Below are 18,424 nucleotides of genomic sequence, written 5' to 3'. Positions count from 1 at the left end.
GCTCGGCGATGCGGATGCCAGCCGGCCAGTCCGGCGAGCTTTCCAGTGAGCGGATGAAGGCGGTGCGGTCGGTGCCGGCTGCGAGCCGCAAGTCGATGCGAGTGAGTTGTCCGGCGCGGCCGAACAGGTCTTGTGCGGCACCGATGTCCATCACCGCCAGTGCGCTGCCGCCCGCTGCGACGGTGCCGGCAACCTGCACGTCGCGCCATGCGCCGTTGACCGAGAGGCGCAATGCCGCAGTGCGTTCGCCGAGTGCAGCACGCGCGGCGGCGTTGAGAAAGACAGTGGCCGGCGCGAACAATGCGAATCGCGCGCTGTTGGCTGAAGGTCGCGGCAGCAGCGCGGGGGCGATCGTGGGGAGCACCAGCGCATCGATGCCGACGATGCGCAGCGGCACACGCTGTTCTTTGGATTGACCGGCCCGTTCGGACCCGCCTGTTCCTGCGAAGGCCACGGTTTGAAGCTCCAGAACAGGGCTCGCGAGAAGGACCTGCGGTTGCCGCGCCACGCGCGCGTACACCGCCTCGTCGAATCCACCCTGCGCCGCACGCAATTCAAGATCGGGCTGCCCGTTGACCGAGCGCACCGCACTGGAAAATTCATCGAGCGCCGAAGCGTTGATGAGCTGCACCGAAAAGGCCAGCGCCACGCCGAGCATGACGGCCAGCACCGCGGCTGCATTGCGCCACGGGTGATGTCGCAGTTCCTGCCAGGAGAAGGTGATGAGCAGGGCCCGCATGACGCAATTGTGCCGGTCCGATATCAGGCTTGCACGGGCGCGGTTTACCGAGGGCTTCCGGTGCGTCGCTCGGTCCGATATGCTCGCCAAATGCTCCAGCTCCCGACTTATGCAGACGTGATCGACGCCGCCGCGCGGCTCGAAGGCCACGCCCACCGCACCCCCGTGCTTCGCTCTGCTACGGCAGACGCACGCTATGGCGCGCAGTTCTTTTTCAAGTGCGAGAACTTCCAGCGCATGGGCGCCTTCAAGTTTCGTGGTGCCTTCAACGCATTGTCGAAGTTCGATGCTGCCCAGCGCACGGCCGGTGCCATCGCGTTTTCGTCCGGCAACCATGCGCAGGCGGTCGCGCTGTCGGCCCGCCTGCTCGGCATGCCGGCTGTGATCGTCATGCCCAACGACGCGCCAGCGGCCAAGCTCGCCGCCACGCGTGAGTACGGTGCCGAGGTCGTGCAGTACAACCGCTTCACCGAAGACCGCGAGGCAGTGACGCGGCAGCTCGCAGAAGAACGCGGCATGACGTTGATTCCGCCTTACGACCATCCCGATGTCATTGCCGGGCAGGGCACGGCCGTCAAGGAATTGATCGAAGACACGGCCGCCGATGGCCCGCTCGACGCGCTGTACATCTGTCTCGGCGGCGGTGGCCTGAGCAGCGGCTCCGCCTTGTCAGCACGCGCGCTGGCGCCGGGTTGCAAGGTCTACGGCGTGGAGCCGGAGACAGGTAACGATGGTCAGCAGTCGTTTCGTTCGGGGAAGATCGTCCACATCGAAACGCCCCGCACCATCGCCGACGGCGCGCAGACCCAGCACCTCGGCCAATACACCTTCGCGATCATCAAGCGGGACGTCGACGACATCTTGACCGTGAGCGATGTGCAACTGGTCGAAGCGATGCGCTTCTTCGCCGAGCGCATGAAGATGGTGGTTGAACCGACGGGGTGCCTGTCGTTCGCGGCTGCATGCGCTGCGGGTGCTGCCATCGCCGGACAGCGAGTGGGTATCTTGGTCAGCGGCGGGAATGTCGACCTGGCGCGCTATGCCGCGCTGCTGGCTGGCGACTGATCTTTAGCGCTGCGCTCTACCAAATCGCGCCAAAGCGCTCGCGCAGTTCTTCGATTTGCGCTTCATCGAGTGGTGCCGGCTTCGCGGGCCGCATCGTCCAGAGTCGCGCGGTTTCTTCCAGTTCTTCGAGCGTCGCCATCGCAGCGGCCGGCGTGTCATGCCACACGGTGGGGCCGAGCCGCTCCAGCATGACGGCACGGATCGCCGTGCCTGCAGCGTGGTAGCGCACGATGGTGTTTTCGACTGCGTCCGCGGCTTCAGTCGCGCCCGGCCGTGCGTAGCCGATCAACGGCACGCGGCCGACCTTCATCACGAAATAGGGCGTGAGTGCGGGCAGCAACTCGCGGCCTTGCGGCGCGTCGCACATGGCCCCGTCGAGCGTCAGACCGACGCAATGCGTGCTGTGCGTGTGAACGATGCAATGCGCCGGCGCCGCGGTGGCGAGGCTGGCGCCGTAGATGCGCCGATGCAGCGCGATGGTCTTGCTCGCGCGGTCGCCGCTCTGCTGCACGCCGTCTTCGTCGAGCAGCGCCAGTCGCGCCGGTTCCAGAAAACCGAGGCAGGCATCGGTCGGTGTGATCAGAAAGCCGCCTCCCTCCGAGCTATTGAATCGCACGCTGATGTTGCCCGCGGTTGCGTGCACGTAGCCACGCTCGAAGAGGCTGCGGCCGATGCGGCAGATCTCGTCGCGGGCAGTCGCTTCGTCCAGCGTCATGGCATTCCGGGTTCAAGTGAAAGCAATGAGAACGCGTGAGTGAAGAAGTCGACTGCGCCGAAGTTGCCCGACTTGAGCGCGACGTGCACGGCGCCACTCGCGGAGTGCGTGGAAGGCGCATGGCACCACGGCACACCGGGCGCGATCTGCGGACCGATGCGCAACATGGCGATATCGAGCGCCTGCACACAGGCGCCCGATGTTTCGCCGCCCGCTACCACCAGTTGCCCGACGCCGCGTTCGACCAGCCCTCGCGCTAAGGCGGCCAACGTGTGCTCGACCATTTCGCCAGCGCGTTGCACGCCCAGTTGGGCCTGCACTGCGCGCACCGCATCGGGTGCCGCGGTTGCATAGACCAGCACCGGCCCGGCTTTCAGGAGGGGCTCTGCCCAGCGCAGCGCCTCGCTCGCGACATCGACACCTTCGGCCAGGCGCAACGGGTCGATCGCAAAGGCTGCGCCGCCGCGGCCTATGAAGTCGGCCACTTGCGCGTTGGTGGCGGTCGAACAACTGCCCGACACGATGGCGCGCAGGCCGCGTGCCGGTGGCAACTCGGCCGCTTGCGGTTGTGGGGAAATGCCAAAGTTCTGCGGCAGGCCGATCGCCACGCCGGAGCCGGCGGTGAGCAGCGGCATGGCGCGAAACGCCTCGCCCATGCGCATCAAATCGTCGTTGCTGGTGGCATCGACGATGGCCATCGAAACGTCTTCACGGCGCAGTGTCTCGATGCGCGCCTTGATGGCGTCGACGCCACGCGCCACGGTGCGGTAGTCGATGAGCCCGACGCGACGCGAGGTCTGTGCTTGCAGCACGCGCACGAGATTCGAGTCGGTCATCGGCGTCAGCGGATGGTTGCGCATGCCCGACTCGTGCAGCAACTCGTCGCCGACGAAGAGGTAACCCTTGAAGACCGTCCGGCCGTTCTCCGGGAAGGCGGGGCAGGCGATGGTGAAGTCGGTGTGCAGCGCGTCCATCAACGCGTCGGTCACCGGGCCGATGTTGCCCTTGGCCGTCGAGTCGAAGGTCGAACAGTATTTAAAGTAGATCTGCTGCGCGCCTTGCGCCTGCAGCCAGGTCAATGCCGCCAGTGATTGCGACACAGCATCGGCCGCGGGCAAGGTCCGCGTCTTGAGCGCGACCACAATGGCATCGACCTCGTCGCTGAACGCCTCGTTGGGCACGCCGATGGTTTGCACCACGCGCATGCCGGCGCGCACCAGGTTGTTGGCGAGGTCGGTTGCGCCAGTGAAGTCGTCGGCGATGCAGCCGAGTGTGAGTTTGTTCATATCCGAATTAAACATCGGCACGGGCTTCTGTGTAGATGCCGTCGACCCGCAGATGCAGCACCCGATCGGCCCGCGCCGCCGCGGCGACCGAATGCGTCACCAGCACCAGCGACGCGCCGTGCTCGCGCGTTTGCGCGAAGAGCACGTCCATGACGCGGGCCGCGGTCGTCGGGTCGAGGTTGCCGGTCGGCTCGTCGGCCAGCAGCAATGCCGGCCGGTGCACCAGCGCGCGCGCGATGGCAACGCGTTGCAACTGGCCGCCCGAAAGCTGCTGCGGCAAGCGGGCGCCGAGCCCGGCAAGTCCGACCACGTCGAGCATGCGTTCGACCCGCACCGGGTCGTTGCGTCCCATCAGCATCAGCGGCAGCGCCACGTTCTGCGCCACGTCGAGATGCGGCAGCACATGAAAGGCCTGGAAAACGAAGCCGACATTCGCGCGTCGCCACAAGGCACGGGCGGTGTCGTCGAGCTTGCCGATGTCGGTGCCGTCGTGCATGACGCTGCCGGTGTCCCAGCTGTCGAGTCCGGCCATGCAGTTGAGCAGGGTCGACTTGCCGACGCCCGATTCGCCGACGATGGCGACGAACTCGCCGCTCGCCACTTCGAGCGTGACGTGCTCGAAGACCGCCGCTTCGCCGTAGTGCTTGCCGAGGTTATCGATGCGCAATGTCATGCACGTCCTGCGATCCGACCGACCTGGCGCACGATCTCGGCGACTGCGCCCGGCGCATCGCAGGCGACGATGCGGCGCTTCGGCATGCTGCGCAGCCACGTCATCTGCCGCTTGGCGAGTTGCCGCGTCGCCGCGATGCCGCGCTCACGCAACTCGGCCATCGGCCAGTCGCCGTCGAGTGCTTGCCAGGCTTGCCGATAGCCGACGCAGCGCATCGAGGGCAGGTCGGGCGTCAGGTCGCCGCGAGCGCGCAGGGTGTTGACTTCATCCATGAACCCGTCGGCAAGCATGGTGTCGAAGCGCTGCGCGATGCGGGTGTGCAGCCACGCGCGGTCTTCTGTCTCGAGTGAGAAGAGGATGCCGGTGGCGATCTTCGTGTGGTCGTCTGTCATCGAGTTTTCGTTGTCCACTTTGACTGCATGAAAGTGCGAGAGCGGCAACCCGCTGGCGTGCCAGACCTCGAGCGCGCGCTGGATGCGCTGGCTGTCGGCCGGAGCGAGTCGCGCCGCAGTGATGGGGTCGACCTCGGCGAGCTTCGCGTGCATGGCGGGCCAGCCGACGTCGGCAGCTTCGGCTGCGAGCTTCGCGCGCAGGGCGGCATCGGCCGACGGCATCGCGTCGAGGCCATCGATCAGTGCCTTGAAGTACAGCATCGTTCCGCCGACGAGCAGAGGCAGCTTGCCGCGCGCGCGGATGTCGGCGATGGCGCGCTGCGCATCCTCGACGAAGGCGGCCGCGCTGTAGCGCTCGGCAGGGTCGCGAATGTCGATCAAATGGTGAGGCACTTCCGCCCGCTCAGTCGCGCTTGGCTTGGCGGTGCCGATGTCCATGCCGCGGTAGACCAGCGCCGAATCGACGCTGACGATCTCGACCGGGCGCGTGCGTGCGATGGCCATGGCGGCGGCTGTCTTGCCGCTGGCCGTCGGCCCTGCGATGGCGATGTAGGCAATGTCGCCAGCAACCAGGTCGCCAGCAACCAGGTCGACATCAATCAGGTCGACATCAACCGCCACGCGGTTCCCCGAACTTCTGCACCAGGGTCCAGGCGATGGCTGCGATGCAGGCGCACCAAAACCACATGCCGTAAGCCAGCGGCCGCACGGTGCCGTCCATGTGCGTGCCGAGCCAGCCGCCTATAAAGAAGGCGGCAAGCATCATTACGAAGCCGTTGAGTGCCGACGCGGCGCCGGCCGCTTGCGGAAAGGGCCCGACGGCACCCGTCTGGCCACATGGTTGATGGATGCCGTGGCCGAGCATCACCAGTGTCAGCGGCAGCACGATGGCAAAGGTGGACTGCACACCGCCGAGGGCGAGCGCGCCCATGACTGTGCCGCCGGTCAGCGTGAGCACGCCGCCCCTCGCAATGCAGCCGCGCAGGCCATAGCGGGTCAGCCAACGGCGGCACAAAAAGGTGCCGGCGATGTAGGCCAGCGAGTTCCAGAGCATCACCAGCCCGTACTGCGTCTTCGTCAGGCCGAGCACTTGGATGAAGACGAACGACGACGAGGCCAGGAAAGTGAAGAGCACGGCATAGGCCGCGGTCGTCAGCGCGGTGAAAGACAGGAAGGTCGGGTTGCGCACGACGGTCGACCAGGTACTGACGAGCGTGGCTGGCCGCAGTGCATCGGGGTTGCGCCGGGTCAGCGTTTCGTTGAAGCGCAGTGCGATCAGTGCCAGCGTCGCAGCGCCGAACAACGCGGGTAAAAGCAGTGCGAAGCGCCAGCCGAAACCGTCGGACACCACGCCGCCGACCGGCGCGCACAGGCAGGCGATGATGCCCAGGCCGGTGAGCGCGCGCGACATCACGCGGGCACCTTCTGCCGGCGGATAGAGATCGCGCACGATGGCGCGCGCCGACATAACCGCGGCACCCATCGCTGCGCCCTGCACGGTGCGCCAGACGATCAGCAGCAGCATCGACGGCGCCAGCATCGCGCCGATGGCGGCGAGGACGTAGGCCGCCAGACCCCACAGCAATACTGGCCGCCTGCCGAAGCGGTCCGACAGCGGGCCGAGCACCAGTTGCGAGCAGCCGAACGCCAGCAGCAGGGCGCTCAAGGTGAGTTGCGCGTGCTTCATCTGCGCGCCGAAACCGGTGGTCAGCGCAGGGAGGGCCGGGAGATAGAGATCGGTGGTGACCGGCTGAATGCCGAGGAGGAAGGCCAGCGTGACGACGGCCAGCGCGGGCGACATCGGCAACGAAGCCGCGCTTTTCATCGCTGGAGCTTCGACAGCCTTCGCGGGTTTTGAATCGGCCGGAACGGCGGTGGACTGCATTGGTCCGAGGGTAACAAACGCGCCACTTCGGCGCTGTTTGAGGTCAAGCTTTCGCTTGAGCGCCGCGCGTCAGCTCTGCGGCGCGTGCAGGCTCGCCATCGTCACCGGCGGCTTCATGCGAAACAACTGCGCCAGCGCCGCGCGGTATTGCGCCTCGCCGATCGAGTCGGTGTCGTGGTGCGAGCCGCCTTTGACCAGCACGAACATCTTCGGCACCGTGGCCGCGTCGTAGAGCTTGCGGCCGAGCGTCGGGTTGATGAGGTTGTCGGCCGAGCCGTGGACCACCAGCAGCGGCGCACCGATGTTCTTCACGCTGTCGATCGCGTCGAAGCGCTGCGTGATGAAAGGGCCGAACGGCAGCCAGCCCCACTTGAAGCTGCTCGCAACGTCGGCGATCGAGGTGAAGGTGCTCTCCACGATGACGCCGCTCTCGTCGTTGACGTGTGCGGCCAGGTCGATGCCGATGGCGCCGCCGAGCGAGTGACCGAAGATGTAGCGACGCTGTTGCGGGTGCGCCGCGGCCAGCCACTCCCAGGCGGCGCGGGCGTCTTCCCGCGCTGTTTCTTCCGACGGCAGGCCGGCCGAACTCTTGCCGAAGCCACGGTAGTCAATGGCCAGCACCGAAAAACCCAGTTCGTGCATGCGACGGATGCGCGGCGCCGAGCCGGCGACGTTGTAGCGGGCGCCGTGCAAAAAGAGCAAGACGGGCGTGTCGACCGATTCGGGCGCGCCGCCCAGCCAGAGTCCATGCAGGCGGGCAGGCTCGGAGGTGATGTTCGGTTTGAAGTCGATCCAGACGTCTGTCATGCCTTCGCTCATGGCGGCGCTGTTGCCCCAACTGCGGTCGCTGGGCTGAAAAATCCATTCGCGCTGACGCTCATCGAGCGTCGCGCACCCGCCTGCCAACAGGGCGAACAGGGTGATGACGGCAGCAAAAAGAGACCAACGCTTCATGGGGTCGTTAGCAGACTGGCCTCGGGGGCCAAAAGTTCAACGAAAGGTTGCACGGGGGAAGCCATGCAACGCCCGTGCCCGCCTTTCGGATGACGCTGGAAAACCCTGAGAAACCAGCAGGAACTCGTCGGAAAGGGTCAGCGACCGCGCAGAAATAGCCCGTCGAGTTCGCGCACAGAGAGCTGCCGCCACGTCGGGCGGCCGTGGTTGCACTGATCGGAACGCTCGGTCGCTTCCATTTGACGTAACAAGGCGTTCATTTCATCGATCGTCAGCTTGCGGTTGGCGCGCACCGCGCCGTGGCACGCCATGGTCGACAAAAGCTCGTTTTGGGCGCGTTGCACCACCGTGCTGGCGTCGTGCTGCGCCAGTTCGGCCAGCACGCTGCGCGCCAGTTCGACCGGATCGCCATCGGCCAAGGTGCCCGGCACGGCGCGAACCGCCAGCGTGCGCGGCGAAAACGGCGTGATTTCAAGCCCCAGCGTCGGCAATATCGCGGCACAGGCCTCGGCCGTCGCGACTTCTTGCGGCGTGGCGGCAAAAGTCGCCGGAATCAGCAGTGGCTGGCTGGTGATCGCTGCGCCGTCGAGCTGCGTCTTGAGCCGCTCATAGACGATGCGCTCGTGCGCCGCATGCATGTCCACGATGACCAAGCCTTGCCGGTTCTCGGCCAGGATGTAAATGCCCTGAAGTTGGGCGAGGGCGCGGCCGAGCGGCCAGGCCTCGTCGGTGGAGGCGGCGCCGATCATCGGGACGGCGCTCGCAGAAGTGCTCGCCGAAGCATCTGCGGTGCGATCCGGCGATGACGATTGCAGCCAGGGCGCAATTGCAGAATAAGAGTCTTCGGCCGGCGCTGGCTGGGCTGCGCTTTGCGGCCACATCGCGAAGGCGTCGCCGGCGCCCCGTTCCGCGGCGAAGTGCATGCCCGATTGCGCCCATTGCGCCGGGGCGGCCGGTGCAACCTGCCGGAAAAACGGGGCATTCACCGTCGTTGCCGCCTCACCCGCACGCGGTGCGGCCAGCGCATTCTCGATGGCGTGGCGCACCGCCTGGTGCACTTCCCGCCCATCCCTGAATCGCACTTCGATCTTCGTCGGATGCACATTGACGTCGACCCGCGACGGATCGATCTGCAGGTACAGCGCATACACCGGCTGGCGCTGGCCGTGAAGCACGTCTTCGTAGGCACTGCGCACGGCGTGTGCGAGCACCTTGTCTCGTACGAAGCGGCCGTTGACGTAGAAGAATTGCTGGTCGCCACGGGACCGCGCCGCATCGGGAATGCCCGCACGGCCCGCCACGTGCACAACGCCGCCCGTGTGATCGACCGCCACGCTGCGGGCCACGAAGTCATCGCTCAGCGCATCGCCCAGTCGCTGCTCCCGGCTGGTGGCGGCGCGCCACTGTTCGACCAGCCTGCCGTCGTGCCAGACCGCGAAGCCGACATCGGGCCGCGCAAGGGCATGGCGCCGCACGGCCTCGACGCAGTGCGCAAGCTCGGTGGCATCGGTCTTCAGAAATTTGCGACGCGCCGGCGTGGCGAAGAACAGCTCGCGCACCTCCAGCGTGGTGCCGATTGCGCGCGCCACCGGTCGCAGTTCGCCGGTGCGGCCGTCGAGTGCCCAGGCGCTGGTGCCATCGGCATCGCGCGACTGGATCGTCATGTCGGCGATCGCGTTGATGGCCGCCAGCGCCTCGCCGCGAAAGCCCATCGTGCCGACGGTTTCGAGATCGCCCAGGCTCGCAATCTTGCTGGTGGCGTGGCGTCGCAGAGCCACCGTCAGTTCATCGCGCGGAATGCCCTGGCCATCATCTTCGACGGCGATCAAGCGCACGCCGCCGGCGGACAGGCGCACGGTGATTTGCGTCGCGCCGGCGTCGAGCGCGTTGTCCAGCAACTCGCGTACCACCGAGGCGGGCCGCTCCACCACTTCACCGGCGGCGATCTGGCTGATCAGCTCGTCGGGGAGTTCGCGGATGGGACGGCGGGGGGCCGAAATGATGGGGAGGGCGCTCACGTCAACATTCTAGGAGCGCCCCTCGGCCGGCCTTCGCCGACCTTGTGCTCAGGCGACGTCTTTCCAGTCAGGCATCAACGCGTTCGATGGCAGCGTTTCGTCGAGTAGCTTGCGCGCCGTCTCGATACCTGCCACCGGCAGCAGTTTGGGGTCGAGCAAACCGACCTGCACCAGCACGCTGGCCTGGTCCCAGTAAATGTGCTCGTGATAGAGCTTGTTGCCGCGGAACTTGATGACCGCGAGCAGCGGCACTTCGACCCGCTTGCCGGTCGGTGCGACGCCGGGAAGCATCCACGGGATCTCCGTGGTGTGGGTGAAAGTGAACAGCATTTCGTCCACCACCTGCGTGGCGCCGACGGTGCGGGAGATCGGTGTCAGCGCCGTGTCGGGTGGGTTGCTGTTGACGAAGTGGTCGCTGTAAAAATGATGCAGCTGCTTGTAGCCCACGCCGCCCGTCATGGTCGGGATGTGGTTCACGTAAGGCTCGGCAACCATCGTACTCATCGTGTCGTCGACGTTGCGGGTGCCGAACTCGTATTCGCAATGCTTGTCCCACAGCGCCGACAAATCGTAGTGCGGGCCCATCGCGGCCTTGAGCGCGCCGATGGTGCGTTCATGCGCCATCAGCGCCGACGCCTTGTCGTAGTGCTCGCCGCCAAGCCGCGCGAACGCGTGGTCCATGCCGGGATAGACATGCAGCGCTATGTTGGGGCGTCCCTTGAGCGTCTGCACGATCTTGTCGCGCGCTTCGGGCGGGCAAAACTTGTCGAGCTCGGCGATGTGCAGCACCAGCGGCGATTTGATGCTGTCAGCCTCGCCGAGCGCGGCGTCGATGCCCACGCCGTAGTAGCCCACGGCCACGTCGGCATCGGTGCGGCAGGCTGCCAGATAGGCCAGTTTGCCGCCGAGGCAGAACCCCAGCACGCCGACCTTGCCGGTCACCTCGGCGCGGGCGCGCAGGGTGGTGATGGCGGTCTGGATGTCTTGCATGCCCTTGGCTTCGTCGAATCCCTGAAAGTAGCCGAAGGCGCGCTGCCAGTCGGCTTCGGTGTAGCCCAACTCGACGTTGGGTTCCTGGCGCCAGAAGATGTCGGGCACCAGCACCACGTAGCCTTCTTCTGCGTAGTCGTCGGCAACGTCTCGCATGGTGCTGTTGATGCCGAAGATCTCTTGAGCGAGCACCAGGCCGGGGCCACTGCCACCGGCGGGCAACGCCAGATAGCCACGAAAACTGCCACTGCCGTCGCCGGCTTTCATGTCGATGTATTGACCTGCCATTTGATTCTCCGTAGGGGTGTGAACGAGCTCTGGTTTGAAGCTTTACGCACAGATAGTTTAGGCGTAAAGTAGTTTGGTGGCGCGAAAGCTGCTTGTAGATTGTCCATCGATCAACACGATTTCAAAAGAATATGAAACGAGGCATTCCGAGCTTGCGCGGGCAGGACCATACGGGCATCACCGTACCCGACCTGCAGGCCGCTATCGACTTTTTCGTCGACGTCATCGGCTGCGAACTGGCGACGACTTTCGGTCCGTTTCGGGACGACACCGGCAGCTTCATGGCCGACACGCTCAACGTGCACCCGCGCGCCGTGGTCGAGCAAATCGCTTTGCTGCGTTGCGGCATGGGCTCGAACATCGAGCTGTTCCAGTACAACGCCCCCGACCAGCGGCAAGACCTGCCGAAGAACAGCGACATCGGCGGCCACCACATCGCCTTCTATGTCGACGACATCGACGCTGCTGTCGCCTACCTGAAGGAGCGCGGCGTGCGCGTGCTGGCCGGGCCACTCGCGGTGACCGAAGGACCGGCTGCCGGCCAGACCATCAACTATTTCTTGGCGCCGTGGGGCTTGCAGCTCGAGCTGATCAGCTACCCCAAAGGCATGGCCTACGAAGCCACTTCGCCGACCGTGCTGTGGTCGCCGAAATCGCCCGCCCAATAGTTTCATTTCAGTTTTAGCCTCTCGCCCCTCGCTTCTCGTCTCACCTCTCGTCTCACTTCTACTACCGGGGAATCTCATGTCCGAATTCGATCGCCGCCGTTTTCTGCAGGCTGGAGGCAGTGCCGCGCTTGCAGCGGGCTCATTGAGCGGGCTGTTGCTGACATCCGCCGAAGCCCAGCAAGCGGACACGCTCACCATTGCCTACAACGTGGGCTTGCCCAGCTGGGATCCGACCACCGGTCCGTCGGCCGTCAACCCGTCGATTCAGGGCATCTGGAAGTCGGTGTTCGACCAGTACATCGATCAGGCCGCAGACCTTTCTTTCAAGCCCGGCCTCATCAGCAAATGGGGCTGGAACGCCGACAAGACCAAGATCGAAATCGAATTGCGCCAGGGCGCGCTGTGGCACGACGGCACCCCCGTTACCGCCGCCGACGTGGTCTGGAACCTGAAGCGCGCAGGCGACCCCAAGTCGGGCAATCCGGTTGCCGGGATCATCTGGTCGAGCGTCGACAACTTCCAGATCACCGGCAACAAGATCACCGCCGACGTCAAGCAATACGTCGCCGACTATTTCAAGTGGATGGCCTTCTTGACGGGCTTCATGATCCCGCAGGCTTACTACGAGAAGGCCGGCGCCGCCGGCTTCGAAAAGAAGCCCATCGGCTCGGGCCCCTACATGATCGAGGAGTTCGTGCAGGGCTCGTTCGTCAAGCTCAAGGCTTTCGACAAGTACTGGGGCGCCAAGCCCGCGTTCAAGAACGTGACGATCAAGTTCGTGACCGACCCGAGCGCGCGCGTGGCCGAAATCGAAACCGGAAAATCAGATATCACGCTGGGTGTCCCGTTCGAAGAGTTCGACCGCCTGAAGGCGCTGCCGCACCTCACCGGCGTGAGCTCGCCCATCACCGACATCGCAATGCTCTTCATCACCGACGTCGAGCCGATGCTCGACGAGAACGTGCGCAAGGCGGCGGTGTTCGCGGTCGACAAGCAGGCCATCGTGAAGCGGCTGCTGCGTGGATACGGCGTGGTCATCGACACTTTGCAGGCGCCGCAGTACGCCGCCTTCGATGCGACCACCAAGGTCAAGTACGACCCCGAACTGGCCAAGAGCCTGCTGGCCAAATCGGGCTACAGCGTGGCCAAGCCGGTCAAGTTCAAGATCCAGACGACGCGCGGCTATCTGCCAAAGGACTACGAAACGGTGCAGGCCATCGTCGGCATGTGGCGCAAGGTCGGCATCGAGGCCGAGATCGAGGTTTACGAAATCGCCAAGCATTTCGAGCTGCGCCTGAGCCACAAGCTGGCGCCGATGGCCTTCTACAACTGGGGTGACGCCATCGGCGACCCCAATGATTCGACCGGCTTCGCCATGTTCGGCCCGAGCCCGCACTCCGGCTGGAAGTCCAAGGAAGTCGACGCCATGATCGGCCCGCTGTGGGGCGAGAAGGATGAAGCCAAGCGCATCGCCGGCTGGAAGAAGGTCGACAAGTACATCGCCGATAACGCGCTCGTGTTGCCGCTCTACCAGCAGGTGCAGACCATTCTCTTCAAGAAGACGCTGGCAGTGAGGCCGCATATGGCGGGTTACCTGCTCGCGCAGTCGGTCGGCAAGGCAGCCAAGGCTTGACGGCATGCCGCTGAAGCGCCTGTTGTGGGCGCTGCCCACGCTCTTGGGCGTGCTGGTGGTGGTGTTCGTGTTGCTTCGGGTGGCGCCGGGCGACCCGATCGCGATGATGATCGGTCCGGGTGCGACGCCCGACGACATCCTCGCCCTGCGTGCGCTGTACGGCTTCGACAAGAGCCTGTCGGCGCAGTTCTTCATCTACCTCGGCCAGGCGGCCCTCGGCCACTTCGGCCAGTCGATCACGCTCAAGCAGGACGTGCTCGATCTGGTGATGGTGCACCTGCCGCTGACGCTCGAGTTGTCGGCGCTCGCGCTCGGCATCGCCGTGTTGCTCGGCGGTGCGGCGGCATTGGCGGCGGTGTCGTTTCGCGGTAGCTTGCTGGAGCGCGGCATCGACGTCGCGACGGGGTTCATCACCGCCATCCCTGACTTTTTATGGGGCCTGGCCGGCATTCTTTTTCTGGGCGTGCTGCTGCCGGTGCTACCCGTCTTCGGCTTGCTCGATTCAAGCCTGCGCTTCGATTCGGTGACCGGCTTCGTATTGCTCGAGAGTCTGGTGCGCGGACGCTTCGATGTATTGGGCTCTGCCCTGTATCACATGCTGTGGCCGGCGCTGTCGTTGGCCTTGCCGCTGGCCGCGATGATCGCGCGCGTGCTGAAAGCGTCGCTGCTCGAAGTGCTGGCGCAAGACTACATCCTGGTCGCGCAGGTCAAGGGCTTCAGCCCGTGGCAAGTGCTGTGGCGCGAGGCGCTGCGCAATGCGCTGGGCCCGGCGCTGACGCTCACAGGCGTGCAGTTCACCTTTCTCATCGGCGGTACGGTGCTCATCGAGCGGCTCTTTGGCTTGCCCGGCCTCGGCAACATGGCGATCGATGCCGTCATCAACCGCGATTTGCCCTTGATCCAGGGCATCGTGCTCACCTTCGCGGTGCTGTTCATCGCCGTCAATCTGGCGGTCGACGTACTCAACACCCGCATCAACCCCAAGCTGCGCACATGAGCTTGCACGTAGCGATGCCTCATTTTCAAAAGCGCGTGTGGGTCGGCGCGAGTCTGCTCCTGCTGATGCTGGTGTGCGCCGTGTTCGCCCACTGGATCGCACCGCACGATCCCTTGGAGCAAGACCTGATGGCGTCGAGCCTGCCGCCCGCGTGGAGCGCCGACGGTGATGCGGCGCACTGGTTCGGAACCGACAGTCTCGGGCGCGATATCTTGTCGCGGCTCATCTACGGCGCGCGGCCGGCCATGACGGTGGCGCTGGCCGGCGCCACGCTGGCGGCGCTCATCGGCACGGTGCTCGGGCTTTGGGCGGGCTTCTACGGCGGCGTGATCGACACGGTGGTGTCACGGCTGGTCGATGTCTGGATGTCGTTCCCGGCGGTGCTGCTGTCGATCGTGCTGGTGGCCGTCATCGGTACCGGGCTGACCTCCGTGGTGCTGGCGATCGCCATCATCGACTGGACGCGTTTTTGCCGCGTCGTGCGGGCCGAGGCGCAAGTGCAGGCCAGCCTCGACTACGTGACCTCGGCGCGCACCATCGGCCAGTCGCGCGCGTCTGCGTTGTGGCGCGAAGTGCTGCCTAACGTGGTGCCCTTGCTGCTCACGCTGTTCACGCTGGAGATGGGCATCGCGGTGGTCATCGAGGCCATCCTGTCGTTCGTCGGGCTCTCGGTGTCGAGCGATATGCCGACCTGGGGCGGACTGGTGCAGGAAGGTCGCCTGTACGTCAACCAGACGCCATGGCTGCTCGGCCTGCCGATCGGCGCCATCGCGGTGACGGTGCTGGCGTGCAATGCGCTGGGCGATGGATTGCGCGAATCGCTCGATCCCCTGCTGTCTAAATAAGAACGACAAGCGACATGGCCGCCTGCCTCGAAATCGACAGTCTTCATCTGACATTGCGCGCAGGCCGCAAGCGCGCGGCGCGCCTGATCCTGCGGGGCATCGACCTGCACATCGCGGCGGGTGAGGTGCATGCGCTGGTCGGCGAATCGGGCGCTGGCAAGAGCATGGTCGGGCGCACCGTGCTCGGCATCACGCCACCGGGTATCGAGGTGGTGGCCGGCAGCGTGCGCTTCCAGGGGCTCGACTGGCTGGGGCTGACGGCAGCGCAACGCCGCGTCCATCTGGGCCGCGACATCGCGTTGATTCCGCAAGACCCGCTGACCGCGTTGAATCCCGGTCACACCATCGGTACGCAGATCAACGACGTGCTGCGACTGCACCTCGGTCTCGATGACAAGCAGGCGACGGCGCGCGCCATCGAACTGCTCGACTCCGTGCAGGTGCGCTCGCCGGCCACGGTCGTGCGGCAGTACCCGCACGAGTTGTCCGGTGGCATGCGGCAACGCGTGCTGATCGCTATCGCGTTCTCGTGCAAGCCGAAGCTCATCATTGCCGACGAGCCGACCACCGCCCTCGACGTCACGGTGCAGCGCGAGGTGTTGCGTCTGCTGCGCGACCTGCAGCGCGACGAAGGCGCTGCCGTTCTTTTCATCACGCACAACCTCGGGCTGGTTGCCAAGCTGTGCGACTCGGTCAGCGTGATCCATTCGGGTCGCATCGTCGAATGCGGCGATGTACGCAGCATCATCGAGACCCCGCGCACGCCCTACACGCGCTCGCTGTTCGCGGCGACGCCGCGCTACGACCGGCCGGCAGACACGTTGAAGCCGATCGCCGAAGAGGTGACGGATACGCTCTGGGCCTCGGCGCACAGCTATGACCAGAGCTGGTTCGCGGCGCGCGACACAGCGAATCCGGCAGCCCGTCGCGCGGAGACGCCACATGTCTGAGCCACTGCTCGATGTTCGCGGGCTGAGCTTGTCGTTACCCGACCGGTCGAGCCGTCGCGCGTTCGGCAAGCCGCCGCTTCGGCAGATTCTTCACGACATCGACTTGCAGGTGGCGCCCGGCGAATGCGTAGCGCTGGTCGGCGAGTCCGGTTCGGGCAAGACGACGTTGGCACGCACGGTGCTGCGACTCTATGAACCTCAGCAAGGTGACATCGTTTTTGCAGGCCGAGAGACAACGCACATGAGCGAGCTCGAGTTGCGACCGCTGCGCGCGCGCATGCAGATGATCTTTCAGGACCCACTCTCGGCGCTGAATCCGCGACGGCGCGTCGGCGAGATCGTAGTGCAGCCTTTGTTGAGTTATGGCCGCCTCGGCGCAGCGCCGACGGCGGCGGCACTGAAAGAAAAGGCGCGCGCATTGCTGCAACAGGTGAGCTTGCCGCCGGAGTTCGCGACGCGCTTTCCGCATGAGTTGTCGGGCGGGCAGCGTCAGCGGGTCGGCATTGCACGCGCCATTGCGCTGGAGCCCGATCTGATCGTCGCCGACGAGATCGTTTCGGGCCTCGACGTGTCGACGCAAGCCCGCATCCTGTTGCTGCTGCGTGAGTTGCGCACGCGACTCGGCATGGGCATGATCTTCGTCACCCATGATCTCTCCGTGGTGCGAGTGCTGTGCGATCGCGTGGTCGTGATGCGCGAAGGCCGCATCGTCGAAGAAGGACCGACGGCCGACGTTTTTGCGAACCCTCAGCATCCGTACACGCAAGCACTGCTCGAAGCGATTCCGCTGCCGGAAATCGATGCGAGCTGGCTGGCTCGCACCGAATTCGTCGTCAATTAACCAAAGGAACCGTCCATGGATCTGCATCAAGCAACCGCCCTCGTCACAGGCGCCAACCGGGGCCTCGGCCGCGAACTCGTTCAAAAGCTGCTGGCGGCCGGTGCACCCAAGGTCTATGCCGCGGCGCGCGACACGGGCGCGCTCGCCGACCTCGTGGCGGCGCATCCCGGCAAGCTGGAAGTGATAACCCTCGACATCACCAATGCCGAGCAAGTCGAGGCGGTGCGGGCGCACTGCGGCGACGTGAACTTGCTCATCAACAACGCAGGGGTCAACCGCGGGCAGGGGTTGATCGCGGCCCAATCGCTCGACCATGCGCAGGCCGAGATGGCGACCAACTACTTCGGCACGCTCGCGATGTGCCGCGCCTTCGCGCCGCAGCTGGCGAAGGGCGGCGCCATCGTCAACGTGCTGTCGATCCTGGCGAAGGTGACTCTGCCGGCGATGGGTTCGTTGTGCGCCTCCAAGGCCGCGGGGCTGCGCATGACCGAAGGCGTACGCGCGGAACTCGCGGCGCAAGGCACGCATGTGATGGCGGTGATGACCGGCCCAGTCGATACCGACATGAGCCGCGATTTTCAGGGGCCAAAATCGTCTACGGCCGAGGTTGCGAACGAGGTGATCGAAGGCCTTCGTCGTGGTGACGAGGAGGTCCATCACGGCGACATGGCCGCTTGGATCAACGGCGTCATCGGAGCCGACCCAAAAAGCATCGAGCGCGAACTCGCCAAGTACCTCCCGGCCTGAATTTGCTGCCCGTTAGGCGGGCGCCGCGGCGCGCAACGGATAATCGGCCGCCATGGAATTCATCAGCTACCTCGTCGACTTCGTTCTGCATGTCGACAAGCACCTCGAGACCTTCGTCGTCGCCTACGGGCCGTGGGTGTACGCATTGCTCTTCGTCATCGTGTTCGTGGAGACTGGCGCGGTAGTCATGCCGTTTTTGCCAGGCGATTCATTGCTGTTCATCGTCGGCGCGTTGTGTGGCATCGGCTTGATGAGCTATCCCCTGGCGTGCGGGGTGCTGGTCGCTGCGGCCATTCTTGGCGACCAGTGCAATTTCAGCATCGGGCGCTACATCGGTCCCAAGGTTTTTCAGTGGGAGAGTTCACGCTTCTTCAACCGCAAAGCCTTCGACCAGGCGCACGGTTTTTATGAGCGGTACGGTGGCATCACGATCATCCTTGCGCGCTTCATGCCGTTCATTCGCACTTTTGCGCCCTTCGTTGCAGGCGTGGCTGCAATGAAGCGAGGAAGTTTCACCATGTTCAACGTCGTCGGCGCGCTGATCTGGGTGCTCAGCATCACCACGGCGGGTTACTTTTTTGGCAACTTGCCGTGGGTGCGTGAACATCTCGACAAGATCATCTGGGCCTTGATCTTCGTGCCGGGACTGCTGGCGATCTTCGGCGCGTGGCGCGCCGGCCGTGCAGAGAAGGCGCGGGCCGCTGGTGCTCAGGCCGAGGCCTGAGCGGGCCGTGCAGC

17 protein-coding genes and 1 pseudogene are annotated in these 18,424 nt (G+C 65.2%); 9 read left to right on the top strand and 9 right to left on the bottom strand.

Annotated features, from left to right (window positions below; genetic code table 11):
• Window positions 1–739: pseudogene (locus QN397_RS24905) on the bottom strand (ABC transporter permease); the annotation flags it as partial.
• Window positions 740–829: 90 nt separating this feature from the next.
• Between QN397_RS24905 and QN397_RS24900 the strand changes: the two are divergent.
• Window positions 830–1,804, top strand: coding sequence for a threo-3-hydroxy-L-aspartate ammonia-lyase (locus QN397_RS24900; RefSeq protein WP_323502263.1), 975 nt, complete (start codon window positions 830–832; stop codon window positions 1,802–1,804).
• Window positions 1,805–1,820: 16 nt separating this feature from the next.
• Here QN397_RS24900 and QN397_RS24895 read toward each other — a convergent pair whose 3' ends face one another.
• From QN397_RS24895 to QN397_RS24860, 8 genes are all read right to left on the bottom strand, one after another.
• Window positions 1,821–2,513, bottom strand: a complete 693-nt coding sequence (locus tag QN397_RS24895) for an aldolase (protein WP_323502265.1) — start codon at window positions 2,511–2,513, stop codon at window positions 1,821–1,823.
• A gap of 2 nt (window positions 2,514–2,515) precedes the next feature.
• Window positions 2,516–3,805, bottom strand: coding sequence for a 3-oxo-tetronate kinase (gene otnK / locus QN397_RS24890; protein ID WP_323502262.1), 1,290 nt, complete (start codon window positions 3,803–3,805; stop codon window positions 2,516–2,518).
• A gap of 7 nt (window positions 3,806–3,812) precedes the next feature.
• Window positions 3,813–4,478 carry an ABC transporter ATP-binding protein gene (locus tag QN397_RS24885; RefSeq protein WP_323502261.1) on the bottom strand — a complete coding sequence of 222 codons (666 nt, stop codon included), beginning with the start codon at window positions 4,476–4,478 and terminating at the stop codon, window positions 3,813–3,815.
• Window positions 4,475–5,374: a tRNA (adenosine(37)-N6)-dimethylallyltransferase MiaA gene (miaA, locus tag QN397_RS24880; protein ID WP_416352365.1), complete on the bottom strand. Its 900-nt coding sequence runs from the start codon at window positions 5,372–5,374 to the stop codon at window positions 4,475–4,477. Before miaA ends, QN397_RS24885 begins: the two co-directional genes overlap by 4 nt.
• Window positions 5,375–5,480: 106 nt before the next feature.
• Window positions 5,481–6,695: a multidrug effflux MFS transporter gene (locus QN397_RS24875; protein ID WP_323502260.1), complete on the bottom strand. Its 1,215-nt coding sequence runs from the start codon at window positions 6,693–6,695 to the stop codon at window positions 5,481–5,483.
• A 129-nt stretch (window positions 6,696–6,824) separates the two neighbouring features.
• Window positions 6,825–7,709, bottom strand: coding sequence for an alpha/beta hydrolase (locus QN397_RS24870; protein ID WP_323502259.1), 885 nt, complete (start codon window positions 7,707–7,709; stop codon window positions 6,825–6,827).
• Window positions 7,710–7,846: 137 nt separating this feature from the next.
• Window positions 7,847–9,727 carry a DNA mismatch repair endonuclease MutL gene (mutL, locus tag QN397_RS24865; RefSeq protein ID WP_323502258.1) on the bottom strand — a complete coding sequence of 627 codons (1,881 nt, stop codon included), beginning with the start codon at window positions 9,725–9,727 and terminating at the stop codon, window positions 7,847–7,849.
• 48 nt (window positions 9,728–9,775) lie between these two features.
• On the bottom strand, window positions 9,776–11,005 hold the full coding sequence (locus QN397_RS24860) for a dienelactone hydrolase family protein (protein ID WP_323502257.1): 1,230 nt from the start codon (window positions 11,003–11,005) through the stop codon (window positions 9,776–9,778).
• A 131-nt stretch (window positions 11,006–11,136) separates the two neighbouring features.
• Between QN397_RS24860 and QN397_RS24855 the strand changes: the two genes are divergently transcribed.
• The 8 genes from QN397_RS24855 to QN397_RS24820 all read left to right on the top strand — a co-directional run bounded on the left by QN397_RS24855 (window position 11,137) and on the right by QN397_RS24820 (window position 18,410).
• Complete coding sequence (locus QN397_RS24855) at window positions 11,137–11,673, top strand: VOC family protein (protein ID WP_323502256.1); 537 nt, start codon at window positions 11,137–11,139, stop codon at window positions 11,671–11,673.
• A gap of 76 nt (window positions 11,674–11,749) precedes the next feature.
• Window positions 11,750–13,306, top strand: a complete 1,557-nt coding sequence (locus QN397_RS24850; RefSeq protein ID WP_323502254.1) for an ABC transporter substrate-binding protein — start codon at window positions 11,750–11,752, stop codon at window positions 13,304–13,306.
• A gap of 4 nt (window positions 13,307–13,310) precedes the next feature.
• Entirely contained in the window at window positions 13,311–14,303 is a 993-nt protein-coding gene (locus QN397_RS24845) for an ABC transporter permease (RefSeq protein WP_323496177.1), read from the top strand.
• Window positions 14,300–15,148 carry an ABC transporter permease gene (locus QN397_RS24840; RefSeq protein WP_323496176.1) on the top strand — a complete coding sequence of 283 codons (849 nt, stop codon included), beginning with the start codon at window positions 14,300–14,302 and terminating at the stop codon, window positions 15,146–15,148. Before QN397_RS24845 ends, QN397_RS24840 begins: the two co-directional genes overlap by 4 nt.
• Window positions 15,149–15,162: 14 nt before the next feature.
• On the top strand, window positions 15,163–16,098 hold the full coding sequence (locus QN397_RS24835; protein WP_323496175.1) for an ABC transporter ATP-binding protein: 936 nt from the start codon (window positions 15,163–15,165) through the stop codon (window positions 16,096–16,098).
• Complete coding sequence (locus tag QN397_RS24830; RefSeq protein WP_323502253.1) at window positions 16,091–16,939, top strand: ATP-binding cassette domain-containing protein; 849 nt, start codon at window positions 16,091–16,093, stop codon at window positions 16,937–16,939. Before QN397_RS24835 ends, QN397_RS24830 begins: the two co-directional genes overlap by 8 nt.
• A gap of 15 nt (window positions 16,940–16,954) precedes the next feature.
• Window positions 16,955–17,686: an SDR family oxidoreductase gene (locus QN397_RS24825; RefSeq protein ID WP_323496173.1), complete on the top strand. Its 732-nt coding sequence runs from the start codon at window positions 16,955–16,957 to the stop codon at window positions 17,684–17,686.
• A 52-nt stretch (window positions 17,687–17,738) separates the two neighbouring features.
• The gene (locus QN397_RS24820) at window positions 17,739–18,410 is read left to right on the top strand and encodes a DedA family protein (protein WP_187051384.1); all 672 of its coding nucleotides are present in this window, start codon (window positions 17,739–17,741) and stop codon (window positions 18,408–18,410) included.
• Window positions 18,411–18,424: the final 14 nt, after the last annotated feature.

This window comes from Variovorax sp. RTB1 (assembly GCF_035018765.1).
GTDB lineage: Bacteria > Pseudomonadota > Gammaproteobacteria > Burkholderiales > Burkholderiaceae_C > Variovorax.
This window is presented reverse-complemented; position numbering and strand designations above follow the sequence as displayed.